General features: G+C 66.7%; 12 protein-coding genes. 11 read left to right on the top strand and 1 reads right to left on the bottom strand.

What is annotated here, in order from left to right; translation table 11 throughout:
• The first annotated feature begins 69 nt into the window (after positions 1–69).
• The 4 genes from HCH03_RS08185 to HCH03_RS08200 are packed head-to-tail and all read left to right on the top strand — an operon-like array spanning position 70 to position 4,121.
• Positions 70–801, top strand: coding sequence for an amino acid ABC transporter ATP-binding protein (locus HCH03_RS08185; RefSeq protein WP_080145025.1), 732 nt, complete (start codon positions 70–72; stop codon positions 799–801).
• 8 nt (positions 802–809) lie between these two features.
• Positions 810–1,631, top strand: a complete 822-nt coding sequence (locus tag HCH03_RS08190) for a transporter substrate-binding domain-containing protein (RefSeq protein ID WP_221689095.1) — start codon at positions 810–812, stop codon at positions 1,629–1,631.
• A complete protein-coding gene (locus HCH03_RS08195) occupies positions 1,624–3,462 on the top strand; it encodes an amino acid ABC transporter permease (RefSeq protein WP_221689096.1) in 1,839 nt (612 codons plus the stop codon). The genes HCH03_RS08190 and HCH03_RS08195 overlap by 8 nt, the downstream gene beginning before the upstream one ends.
• Positions 3,459–4,121 (top strand): amino acid ABC transporter permease, encoded by a 663-nt coding sequence (locus tag HCH03_RS08200; protein WP_221689097.1) that lies wholly within the window; start codon positions 3,459–3,461, stop codon positions 4,119–4,121. Before HCH03_RS08195 ends, HCH03_RS08200 begins: the two co-directional genes overlap by 4 nt.
• Positions 4,122–4,324: 203 nt before the next feature.
• On the opposite strand, the gene HCH03_RS08205 is transcribed toward HCH03_RS08200, so the two are convergent.
• Entirely contained in the window at positions 4,325–4,792 is a 468-nt protein-coding gene (locus HCH03_RS08205; RefSeq protein ID WP_221689098.1) for a hypothetical protein, read from the bottom strand.
• A 541-nt stretch (positions 4,793–5,333) separates the two neighbouring features.
• Between HCH03_RS08205 and HCH03_RS08210 the strand changes: the two genes are divergently transcribed.
• From HCH03_RS08210 to HCH03_RS08240, 7 genes are all read left to right on the top strand, one after another.
• A complete protein-coding gene (locus tag HCH03_RS08210; protein ID WP_185904755.1) occupies positions 5,334–5,684 on the top strand; it encodes a type II toxin-antitoxin system RelE/ParE family toxin in 351 nt (116 codons plus the stop codon).
• Positions 5,681–5,953 (top strand): helix-turn-helix domain-containing protein, encoded by a 273-nt coding sequence (locus tag HCH03_RS08215; RefSeq protein ID WP_080145032.1) that lies wholly within the window; start codon positions 5,681–5,683, stop codon positions 5,951–5,953. The genes HCH03_RS08210 and HCH03_RS08215 overlap by 4 nt, the downstream gene beginning before the upstream one ends.
• 338 nt (positions 5,954–6,291) lie before the next feature.
• The gene (locus tag HCH03_RS08220) at positions 6,292–8,817 is read left to right on the top strand and encodes a DNA topoisomerase I (protein ID WP_221689099.1); all 2,526 of its coding nucleotides are present in this window, start codon (positions 6,292–6,294) and stop codon (positions 8,815–8,817) included.
• A 584-nt stretch (positions 8,818–9,401) separates the two neighbouring features.
• Positions 9,402–10,325: a malate dehydrogenase gene (gene mdh, locus HCH03_RS08225; RefSeq protein ID WP_221689100.1), complete on the top strand. Its 924-nt coding sequence runs from the start codon at positions 9,402–9,404 to the stop codon at positions 10,323–10,325.
• A 208-nt stretch (positions 10,326–10,533) separates the two neighbouring features.
• On the top strand, positions 10,534–11,325 hold the full coding sequence (locus HCH03_RS08230) for a nitroreductase family protein (RefSeq protein WP_221689101.1): 792 nt from the start codon (positions 10,534–10,536) through the stop codon (positions 11,323–11,325).
• 137 nt (positions 11,326–11,462) lie between these two features.
• A complete protein-coding gene (locus HCH03_RS08235) occupies positions 11,463–11,783 on the top strand; it encodes a hypothetical protein (RefSeq protein ID WP_221689102.1) in 321 nt (106 codons plus the stop codon).
• Between the two features lie 15 nt (positions 11,784–11,798).
• Positions 11,799–11,990: a helix-turn-helix transcriptional regulator gene (locus tag HCH03_RS08240; protein WP_221689103.1), complete on the top strand. Its 192-nt coding sequence runs from the start codon at positions 11,799–11,801 to the stop codon at positions 11,988–11,990.
• Positions 11,991–12,349: the final 359 nt, after the last annotated feature.

The raw sequence follows: 12,349 nt of genomic DNA on the forward strand, positions 1-12,349 counted from the left end.
ATCTGGGGAGACAAAGCCCGTGCTAGACTGGCCGATGCACTTCGTCATCGAAAACGGGAGGCGCGGGACGTGGCAGACGCTATCATGGTCAAGGACATACGCAAGAACTTCGGCGCGGTGGAGGCGCTTCGCGGCGTGTCGCTGGAGGTCGCCTCCGGCGAGAAGGTGGTGATCATCGGCCCCTCGGGTTCGGGCAAGAGCGTGCTCATCCGCTGCATCAACGGCCTCGAGACGCCGGACTCCGGCTCCATCGTGGTGGACGGCATGGACCTCGCGGACCGCAAGGTGAACGCCCGTGCCCTCGCGCGCGACGTGGCCATGGTGTTCCAAAGCTACAACCTCTACCCGCACAAGACGGTGCTCGAGAACGTGACGCTCGCGCCCATCAAGGTGCTGAAAGTGCCGCGCGAGCAGGCCGAGCGCGACGGCCGGGCGTACCTCGAGCGCGTGGGGCTCGAAAGCAAGCTCAACCAGTACCCCGACCAGCTTTCCGGCGGCCAGCAGCAGCGCGTGGCCATCGCCCGCGCCCTCAACATGCACCCGAAGATCATGCTCTTGGACGAGCCCACGAGCGCGCTCGACCCCGAGATGGTGCAGGAGGTGCTCGACGTCATCAAGTCGCTCGCCGAGACCAGCATGACCATCGTCATGGTCACCCACGAGATGGGCCTGGCCCGCGAAGCGGCCGACAAAGTCGTGTTCATGGAGAACGGCCTGGTGGTGGACCAGGGAACGCCGCATTACCTGTTCGACGAGACGGACAACGCCCGCGTCAAGAGCTTCCTCTCGAAGATACTGTGAGGCGCGCCATGCTGACCAGGAGAACCTTCATCCGTGCTTCGGCGTTCGCGGCGGCCGGGCTCGCGCTCGGCGCACCCTTCGCCCTCACGGGCTGCACGGCGGACCCGAACGTGCTGCGCGTGGGCACGAAGATCGACGTGCCCGGCTTCGGCTTCCAGAACCCCGAGACGGGCAACATCGAGGGCATGGAGGTGGACATCGCCCGCGAGCTGGCCCGCCGCATCAAGGGGAGTCCCGACGCGCTGCAGGTGACGGGCGTGAACGTGACCACGCGCGGCGCGATGCTCGACAACGGCACGCTCGACGCGACGCTGGCCACGTTCACCATCACCGACGCGCGCAAGAAGAGCTACAACTTCTCGCGCCCCTACTACACCGACCACATCGGCGTGTTAGTGAAGAAGTCGTCGGGCATCACCGACCTCGCGGACTTGGACGGCAAGACCGTGGGCGTGGCGCTGTCGGCCACGACGCGCGACAAGCTCACGGCCGCCGGCGACGAGATCGGCATCCACATGAAGTTCGCCGAGTACTCCACCTACCCCGAGATCAAGATCGCGCTCGTCACCGGGCGCGTGGACGCGTTCTCGGTGGACCGCTCCATCTTGAACGGCTACGTGGACGACTCCACCATGCTGCTGAACACGCAGTTCGCGCCGCAGGAGTACGGCGTGGCCACGAAGAAGTCGAACACCCAGCTCGCCGACCAGGTGGACGCGGCCATCGCCGCCATGCAGGACGACGGCACGCTGCGCTCGCTCGAGGAGCGCTGGGGCCTCGTGGACGATGCGCCCGTAGGCGACGAGAAGGGCGGTGGCCAGGATGCTTGACATCTTCGCTCCCTACAAGTGGGAGGCGCTGGCAGAGCGCTGGCCCGACATCCTGGCCGCGTTCGGCACCACGGTGGGCATCTCCGCGCTGGCCTTGGTCATCGCGCTGGCGCTGGGCATCGTGTTCGGCGTGCTGTCCGTGTCGCGCATCGCGCCCTTGCGCTGGATCACCCGCGTGTACGTGGAGGTGGTGCAGAACGTGCCGCTGCTTCTGCAGGTGTTTGTGTTCTACGCCATCTTCCCGCTGCTGGGGTTGTCGCTGGCGGCGTTCTGGATCGGGGTTCTGGCCATCGGCATCTACCACGGCGGCTACATATCCGAGGTGGTGCGCAGCGGCATCGGCTCCATCCACCGCGGGCAGTTCGAGGCCGCGAAAAGCCAGGGCTTCTCGTATTGGCAGACCATGTTCGTGATCATATTGCCGCAGGCCATCCGCATCATCATGCCGCCGTTGGCCGTGCAGGCGGCGAACCTGGTGAAGAACACCTCGGTGCTCGCGCTCATCGCGGGCGGCGAGCTCATGTACTTCTCGAACTCGTTCGCCGGCGCCACGAGCTACTACGGGCCGGTGTACGTGGTGGCTGCGATCCTGTACTTCGTCATCTGCTTCCCGCTGTCGCGTCTGGCGCTGTACCTGGAGCGCCGCACCCGCGCGCACCGGCACCTGTCCACGGGCGATGCCACCGAGGCGTTGGGCGAGGACACGATGGAGGTCACGCCGGGCACGCACGACATCACCGGGCGCGCGGCGGCCGACGCCATGGCCGGCGGTGTGGGCACCATGCTCGACACGGTGGACATAGCCCCGGCCCGGCAGGCCCCCTCGCCGCGCCACCCGCTGCATGTGCTGGGCGAGGACGCCGACGCGGCCTCCGGTGAGCGCGGCCCGCTGGAGCAGGCCTTCACCGGACGGCAGGCCGCCGAGATCGCCGACGAGATCGGGCGCGAGATAGCGCAGGAGATAGCCGAGGAATGCGGCGACGACGAGGCGTGCGCGGCCCGCGTCATGCGCACGAAGGCCGGCCGCCTGCGGGCGCACCGGCGCCTCGAGCGCCGCGTGGCCGCCCGGCGCGGCGTCGAAGGCGTTGCGAGCGCCGAGGCCGAGACGGGCGCCGCCGAGCCGGCTTCTTCCCATGCCGTGGCGCAGGGCGTGCGCGACCTGGGCTCGAACCGAACCCCGGCGGCCGACGAGGCGCTGGCCTCCCGCGCCGAGACGTCCACGAGCGACCGCATCACGAAGGACGTGCGCAAGCGCGTGGACGGGAGCGGCGACGCGCCGGCAACCGACAGCGCGCCGGCAGCGAGCGGCGGCATGTCGGCAACCGCCGTTCCCGAGGACGTTCCCGAACGGGCCGTGCGCGAAGAGGGTTTCCGTGCGACGCGCCGCCAGCGCGCCGACGCGCGCGACGAGGCCGAGCTTGACGAGGAGGCGTTCCTCGACAACGACTACGTGCCCGGCGAGTTGGACGCGCCCGCCGAGCGGGCCTCCCATGTGCGCGCCCCGCGCGACGAAGCCGACCTCGACGCGGAATCGCGCGACGCGGTCGCCCGTCGGGAGCGCGAGGAACGCCGTCAGGGCGTCGAGGCGCGCGAGGCGACGGGCGGCCCCGAGACGGTGGAGCACGATGACGTGGACATGGAGGCGCTGGCCAACGAAGCCGACCGCGCCGCCGTCGAGGCGGCCGAGCGCGACGAGCTCGCGATGCAGATGGAGCTGGGCGAGATCGCCGAGGGCGAGGAGGCCGCCACCACGCCCGCGCCCGAGGGCCGCAAGCGCCCGAACGGCGTTGCGCCCGCAGACGGCGACAACGGACGAGGGGAGGACCGATGAGCGATATAGCCGCCCTCTTCACCTGGGTGAACATGCGCTTCCTGCTGCAGGGCCTGGGCATGACGCTGCTCATCTCCGCGCTGGCCATCGCCTGCTCGGTGGTGCTGGGAACCGTCATCTCCGTCATGCGCACGTCGAACAGCCGCGTGCTGCGCGGCGTGGCCACGGTCTACATCGAGGTGTTCAAGAACACGCCGCTGCTTCTGTGGATCATGTTCACGTTCTTCGTGGCGCAGCTGCCGCCCATCGGCGCGGCCGTGCTGGCGTTCACCCTGTTCACCAGTGCCAGCGTTGCCGAGATCGTGCGCGGCGGCCTGGCGAGCGTGCCGTTCGGCCAGTACGAGGCCGCACGGAGCCAGGGCTTCTCCACCCCGCAGACCTACCTCTTGATCATCCTGCCGCAGGCGCTGCGCAACATGGTGCCCGCGCTGCTCTCCCAGTTCGTCACCACCATCAAGGACACGAGCTACCTTTGGGGCGCCATGGCGCTGCAGGAGCTCATGGGGCGCGGCATGATACTCATGAACAGCTACAACTCCACGGTGCAGATTTTCGCCATCTTCGGCATCATGGCCGCGATCTACTTCGTCGTGTGCTTCACGCTCTCGCAGATCGTGCGCGCCTACCAGCGCCGCCTGAAAGAGGCCCGCGCGGGGTAGCTCCTGCGCAGCCGGCTAGTTGCCTTGCCCACGGCGGCCCGCGCACCCGCGCGCGGGCCGTTTGCTGTTTCGGTCGCAAGCGCGGGCGAACGACCGCGCTTGCGACCGACGGGGCGCCGCTCGTTGCGGGGGCGCGCAGCGGGAGCGCGCTGGCGGCAGTGCAAGGAGCGATTCGCTCCTGAAGCCGCAGCCTGCAAAGCCGGCTATCCGAGCAGCGCGAGGTACGGCAGGTAGGCTTGCGCGCTTTCGGGAACGGCCAGGGTGACGTCCTGCCCGTAGGCGTTCACCGTGACGTAGGAGGGATCCTCGTAGGTGGTGATGGTGCCGTCCACCCCGAGGGCGCTGGCGCTCTCCGTGCCGGTTGCCACGGCATCGTTCGGCAGCGCGACGGCTTGCCAGTCGTTTATGGCCAGGCCGGCCACGGCTTCGTCGAACTGCTCGTCGGTCAGGCCGGTGGCGGCTTGGATGGCGGAGCGGTTCGATTTCACGGCGTCGTTGATCTTCCCCTTGACGTCGGCGGCGTCCATGGCGACGTTCGCGACGGCCGCCTTGGCGTTCTGAGCCGCGTCGCTCACCGGGCCGAGCGAGTGGTTCGAAAGAGCCACCAGGCCCACGCCCACGAGCACGACGACAACGAGCAGTCCGAGCAGCACTCCGAGCAGTTTCTTCATGGCGCGACTCCTTGCGGTCTTCGAGGGGGCGATTGCGGCGTTCCGAGCGGAGCGGACGGACGGGCGATGCCGCCGCTGGTGCGTTTCGTGGTCGATACGCGCGGCGGTGAGTGGGTCGGTTCGGCGGCTTCACCTTGAAGGATAGCCTACCCGAGAATCGCCCGGTTCACGAAACGCCCGCAGCTTCTCCAACGCGCGGTAACGAAATCCCCATCGCATTTCCCGAACTCGCTTCGAGCCAAAAGCCCGATCGCCGGTGGGCGACCTGCGGGTTCTCCAATGCGTTGGAACCGTGCAAGGTTCGTGCAGGTTCCGCGCGGGGCACCTGCCCAAAACCGCACGGCGGATCCGTTGGAAGCGTGCAAGGTCCGCGCGGCTTCGCGGCGGTCTCCCGACGGTCGCCGTGCAAGGTCGCGGCGCTACGATGGGAAGCGGCCTTCAAAGCGAACGATGCGGAAGGCGGCACGACGGCGGATGATGGGTGAGCGCTTGCGTATATAACATAGATGTTATATACTGCACTTGCCTGGAGAGGGGTGACATGGATTTCCAGGTGGTGTTCTATCGTAAGGCGGACGGTTCGGAGCCGGTTCGCGATTTCATGGATTCGCTAAGACCGAAGCTGAGGGCGAAAATGGCCGGCGATTTGGCAAAGCTGGAACAGCGGAACCTCGAACTTCGCGAACCTTACGCCAAGCATATGGGCAGGGGCCTGTTCGAGTTAAGGATAGGGCAGGCGAACGATATCGCCCGGGCGTTCTACTTCTTCTACGAAGGGCGCAAGATCGTCGTGACGAACGGTTTTATCAAGAAGACGAGCAAGACGCCGCGATCGGAGCTAGAGCGCGCCCGAAGATACAAACGAGACTGGGAAGAAAGGCGGCCGCTATGACGACACTCGCTGAGTACCATGCAGAGCAAATGAAAGATCCCGAGTACGCCGCCGAGTACGAGCGCCTGCAGCCCGAGTACGACATCATCGACGCGATCATCACCGCGCGCGCCGAAGAGAACCTCACCCAGCGCGAGCTGGCCGAGCGCTGCGGCATGAAGCAGAGCGCCTTCGCCCGCCTGGAGTCCGGCAACGCCAACCCCACGCTCGAGACGCTCCAGCGCGTGGCCAAAGGGCTGGGCAAGCAACTTCGGATCAGCTTCGTCTGACGCCGCGCCCCCTTGCCATCCCGATCGAAGGCCGCACCCGAGGAGTCTTCGCCGAGGGGGGTTCGGCCCTTGAATATCCTTCGCCGTCCGCTCGCCCGGCCGCTTTCCGCCGTGTCGAGAAGGTTCGCGCTTTTTCAAGAGAATCGCAATTTTCACCGCATTCGCGAAAAATCGTGTATGCTAGCGTCTGCTGCGCCCGACATCGGATGCGCGCGCCGCCTCAGCGGTCCGCGTCCGGCGCGAGCGCTTCATCCCCGCACACGTTAATAAACCAGTTGGGGCAATCGTGTGAACGCGACCAGGCCGCAGGAGGCGGCCCGTAGAACAGGAGGAACCGCGTGAAGCTGGTGGTAACCGAGAAGAACGACGCGGCTCAGAAGATCGCCGATTTGCTCGGCGTGAAGAAACCCAAGGCGGACAAGGTGTATTCCACGCCCGTGTACCGCTTCGACGTGGACGGCGAGGAGTGGGTGACCATCGGCCTGCGCGGCCACATCCTGGAGCCCGACTTCACCCCGTCCATGGTGTACAAGAAGCGCGGCGGCTGGCAGGGCGTGACCGAGGAGGGCGAGACGTTTCCCGCCGACCTGCCCGCGACGCTGCCCAAGCCCCCCTTCAAAAAGAAGAAGCCCTTCACCGAGGACGGCGTGGAGCTGAAGACGTGGAAGATGGACGCGCTGCCGTATCTGGTGTACGCGCCCATCAAGAAGCAGCCCAAGGAGAAGGAGATCATCCGCTCCCTGAAGAACCTAGCGAAGAAGGCCGACTCGGTCATCATCGCCACCGACTTCGACCGCGAGGGCGAGCTCATCGGAAGCGACGCGCTCAGCTGCATCCAGGAGGTGAACGCCACCGCGCCCGTGTCCCGCGCGCGCTACTCGGCGTTCACGAAGGAGGAGATCACGCACGCGTTCTCCAACCTGGTGGAGCTGGACGTGAACCTGGCCTCCGCCGGCGCCTCGCGCCAGGACATCGACCTCATCTGGGGCGCGGTGCTCACGCGCTACCTGACGCTCGTGAAGTTCGCCGGCTACGGCAACGTGCGCTCGTCCGGCCGCGTGCAGACGCCCACCCTCGCGCTCATCGTGGCCAAGGAGCGCGAGCGCCTGGCGTTCGTGCCCGAGGACTACTGGGTGATCCGCGGCGCGTTCGGCGCCGAGCCCGACGCCTTCGAGGCCCCGCACGCCACGGCCCGCTTCAAGGTCGAGGCCGAGGCGCAGGCCGTCATGGCGCACGTGGAGGGAGCGACTGCCGCCACGGTGGCCTCCGTGGAGAAGAAGAAGCGCACGGTGCAGCCGCCCGCGCCGTTCAACACCACCTCGCTCATGGCCGCCGCGTCGGCCGAGGGCATCTCGCCCGCGCGCACCATGCGTATCGCCGAGAGCCTGTACATGGACGGCTACATCTCGTACCCCCGCGTGGACAACACGGTGTACCCCAGCTCGCTCGACCTGGCCGAGACGGTGCACGCCATCTCCGGCAACCCCGCCTACGCGCCGTACTGCAAGGAGCTTCTGGCTAAAGGCGAGCTCAAGGCCACGCGCGGCAAGAAGGAGACGACGGACCACCCGCCCATCTACCCCACGGCCAAGGCCACGCCCGACGATCTGGCCCCTGCCGACTACAAGCTGTACAACCTCATCGCGCGCCGCTTCTTGGCGACGCTCTCGGAGGCGGCGGTCATCGAGGGCACGAAGGTGACGCTCGACGTGAACGCCGAGCCGTTCGTGGCCAAGGGCGACGTGCTGGTGAAGCCGGGCTACCGCGCCATCTACCCCTACGGCTTGAAGAAAGACGAGCAGCTGCCCGCGCTTTCCGAGGGCGAGACCATCGCGTTCGGCGGCGCCACCTGCACGAAGAAGCAGACCGAGCCGCCCGCGCGCTACAGCCAGGGCAAACTCATCCAGGAGATGGAGAAGCTGGGCCTGGGCACGAAGTCCACGCGCCACTCCATCATAGAGCGCCTGTACACGGTGAAGTACATCCAGAACGACCCCATCGAGCCCAGCCAGCTGGGCATGGCCGTGTGCGACGCGCTCGACAAGTTCGCGCCGCACATCACGCATCCCGAGATGACGGCCGAGCTGGAAGAGGAGATGGACAACATCGCCGAGGGCCGCACGACGAAGGCCCAGGTGGTGGACACGTCGCGCAACCTGCTGTCCGAGCAGCTGGCCAGCCTGCTTCCGCACTCGGAAGAGGTGAAGGACGCCCTGGCCGACGCCGTGGCCGCCGACGCCTACGTGGGTCCGTGCCCCAAGTGCGGCAAGGACCTGCAGCTGCGCGCGAGCCAGAAGACGCGCGGCATGTTCATCGGCTGCGCCGGCTGGCCCGACTGCGACGTCACGTACCCCCTGCCCAAGGGCAAGGTGGAGGCCGTGCCCGAGCCGTGCCCCACGTGCGGCATGCCCCAGGTGAAGGTGACGGCCTTCCGCAGCAAACCGCGCACCATCTGCATCGACCCGAACTGCTCCACGAACAAGGAGCCCGACGTGGAGGTGGGCGAGTGCCCCGCCTGCAAGGCCAATGGCAAAACGGCGAAGCTCATCGCGCAGAAGAACCCGCGCACGCTGAAGCGCTTCATCCGCTGCGAGAACTACGACGAATGCGGCACGGGCTACCCGCTGCCCCAGTACGGAGCGCTGGCCGCCACGGGCGAGGTGTGCGAGCACTGCGGCGCACCGATGGTCGTCGTCACCACGAATCGCGGCCCCTGGAGGCTCTGCCCGAACTTCGACTGCCCCGGCAAGGAGCAGGACGAGGACAAGAAGGACGCCAAGGCCGGCGCCAAGAAGCCCGCGGCGAAGAAGTCGGCCGCCAAGAAGGCTCCCGCAAAGCGCAAGGCGCCCGCCAAGAAGGCCTAGCGCCCGAGCACCCGTTTCGCCCTTCGACGGCGCAGCCCAGCGGCTGCGCCGTTTTTTCATGCCTGGTGCCGTCGATAGATCGGCCTCGGCTCCGAGCGCACGGTTTTCGCCGCAATGTTGCGTTTGCGGAAGGTTCTCGGTGGCCACGATGTCGTGCAAGCTGTCGCCTACGCGCGTTTCCCCAGATGGCGCTTCTTCGCGGTGGAAGCTTTCGGGCCGAGGCGCAACATTGCGGCGAAAACCGTGCGCTTGAGGTCCGTTCCGCTGTTAAACCAACATTGACACGCACCCGGCCAGGTTGTCATCCTGAGCGGAGGCGGCGAAAGCCGCCGGAGCCGAAGGATCCCGCGCGGCGACAGCTGAGGTGCCTCCGGCTGGTGTCGCGCGGGATCCTTCGGCTCGCTCCACTCGCTCAGGATGACAACGCATCGGGTTGCGGAATGTCAATGCTGGTTTAACAGCGGAAGGTCCGTGAAGCATGCTGCGACATGCCGTTTCGCTGGAGATGCGCGGCTTTCGGCCGCCGACGACGGTGCGGGGCGCTACAATGCGGTCGCTGAATCTTACTTCGAAGGAGCTATCACATGCCTAAAGTAACCATCGTCGGCGCCGGCAACGTCGGGGCCACCGCCGCCCACATCATCGCTTCCAAGAACCTGGCCGACGTCGTGCTCATCGACGTGGCCGAGGGCCTGCCGCAGGGCAAGGCGCTCGACATGATGCACATGCGCAGCGTGGAGAAGTTCACCGTGCGCGTGACCGGCACGAACGACTACGCCGACACGCGCGATTCCGACATCGTCGTCATCACGGCGGGCATCGCCCGCAAGCCCGGCATGACGCGCGAGGACCTGCTCGGCGTGAACGCCGGCATCATGAAGTCGGTGATCGGCCAGGCCATGGAGGCCTCCCCGAACGCCGTGTTCATCTGCGTGACGAACCCGCTCGACGTCATGACCACGCTGGCGTTCCGCGAGTCGGGCCTGCCGGCGAACCGTCTCATGGGCATGGGCGGCGTGCTGGACTCCTCGCGCCTGTCGTTCGCGGTGTGCGAGAAGCTGGGCTGCGAACCGGCCGACGTGGTGGCTTGGGCCGTGGGCGCGCACGGCGAGGGCATGGTGTGCTGGCCGCGCTTCACCACGGTGGACGGCACCCCCATCACGGAGCTCATGGACGAGGCGGCCGTGGCCGAGGTCGTGCAGCGCTGCGTCAAGGGCGGCGCCGAGGTCGTGGCGCACCTCAAGACGGGCAGCGCCTACTACGCGCCGGGCGCGTCCATCGCGAAGATGGTCGAGGCAATCCTGGGCGACACGCACGAGGTCATGAGCGTGTGCGCGCACATCGACGGCCAGTACGGCATCGAGGACCTCTACATGAACGTGCCGGTGCGCTTGGGCAAGGGCGGCGTGGAGGAGGTCGTCGAGTTCGACCTGAACGACGACGAGCTGTCCGCGCTGCAGGCGAGCGCCGACAGCGTGCGCGCGGGGCTGGCGAACCTGCCGGAGTAGGTTCGACCTGCGGGGCGGGCGGGGAGGTCGCACAGGGCTTCTCGCACACTTCGCGAAAGCTCGGCACCCTGCACGACCTCCCCGCCCTTGTTGCGGGTTGGATGGGCCGGCGGGTTGCTACTATAGCGCGGATCATGGGGGCGTCGCTTGGGCGGCGCTCCCTTCGTTGGGGGAGGGGTCGAACTCTCCTTAATAAGAGAGGTTCAACATGCTGATCGAGATCGACGAGAGGTACTGCATCGGGTGCGGGCGCTGCGTGGACGACTGCGTGGGCGCGAACTTGGAGGTGGAGGGCGTCACGGCTCGCGTGAAAGGGAGCTGCATCCTGTGCGGGCACTGCGTGGCCGTGTGCCCGACCGGGGCGGTGTCCATTCCGAGCTATGATATGGCTGACGTGGAGGTATGCTCGCCCGCCAACGCGACCATCGATGTGCATACGATGCTTCGGGCCATCAAGTCGCGTCGCAGCGTGCGCGACTACCTCCCGAACGCGGTCGAGCAGGACGCGCTGCGCCTCGTGCTGGAGGCGGGACGCTACACCGCCACGGCGAAGAACGCCCAAGGTTGCCGCTTCATCGTGGTGCAGGACGAGCTCGACGAGCTCAAGCGCCTCGTGTGGAGCGGCATCGAGAGCTTGCTGGCGCTTCCCGCCGATGACAAGCCGCGCTGGGTCAAGCTCTACAAGCCCTTCCTGCGCGACGCGCAAGCGGGGACGCAGGACTTCCTGTTCCGCAACGCGCCCGCCGTCGCGTTCGTCGCGGCCGACCGTGCCGACGACGCGGGGTTGGCCGCGCAGAACATGGAACTCGTGGCGGCTTCGCTCGACTTGGGCGCCCTGTTCAACGGCTACCTGTGCCGCGCCGCCGAGGAGCTTCCCTCCGTCAAGGCGTTCCTCCAGGCCGAGGACCGGCCGCTGCAGATCTGCATGCTGCTGGGTCATCCTGCCGTTTCCTACCGGCGCACGGCTCCGCGCCGTCCCGGCGACTTCGTGGTGAAGTAGCGGGCGCGCCGCTCGAACGCTTTCGCTTTAGAGCTAGCAAAAAGTAAAGAGCTCTTGACATTATGGGATCAGGATGCCATACTCTGAAAAGTCAAGAGTTCTTTACATTTGCGGAACGAAAGCGGAAGGAGCCGGACATGGACGAGATGGAGAAATCGATCAAGACGCGGTCGGAGTCGCTGGGGTTCAAGCTCGCCCTCTTGCTGCTGGCAACATGGACGCTGGTCGACTTGGTGCTGTACGTGACGACCGGCCGCTTCCACGACATGCTGCCGGGATTCGTGCTCCTTGCCGTGGTCCTGGCGCAGGTCTTGTCGGAGCAGTGGATGAAACGGAGCATGGTGGCGGGCGACGACGAGTACCGCGAGCCCAACCGCGTCGCGCAGATGCTCGTGGGCGCGCTGGGAGTGGCGATCGTGGTGTTCTTCGCCGGCTTCTTCGCGCTCTACGTGGCGTAGCGGGTAGGGCCGGCCATGTGCAACGACATCAAGCGGCTTCGGAAGGAGAAGGGCCTGCGCCAAGAGGATCTGGCCCAGCGCTGCGGCGTGAGCCGCCAGACCATCGTGGCCGTGGAGAACGACAAGTACGACCCCACGCTGCCCCTCGCCCTGCGTCTCGCCCGCGAACTCGGCACGACGGTGGAGGAGCTGTTCCATCTGGATTGACCCGCGAGGGTTCGATTCCGTCCGCCGCAGCCTTCCGCATTGGAGTCGACGGCGAATGGTGCGCTTCCGGCCGCAGGATGAGCGCCCTGGGCTGTTCTCGCGGTTGCCCTGCTGCACGAAAATCACCGATGTCCCCCTTGTCCGCATTGCACGAGAGCGCTCTCAAAGTGCGTGAACTGGGCAAACGGTCGACGCGAGCGAGTTTGACCGATGCGCTCGGGCTCAAAACGTCGTGAGATAGGGGGACGTCGGTGATTTTTGCACCGTACGAATACCCCTCTATGTTAAAGAATATGACCGATGAGAATCGGTGAAGCCTCCTTTATGCAAATCGTGGGTTGGGCGACAATCGTTTCCAT

Source organism: Gordonibacter massiliensis (ex Traore et al. 2017) (assembly GCF_019731765.1).
In the GTDB taxonomy this organism is placed as follows: domain Bacteria; phylum Actinomycetota; class Coriobacteriia; order Coriobacteriales; family Eggerthellaceae; genus Gordonibacter; species Gordonibacter massiliensis.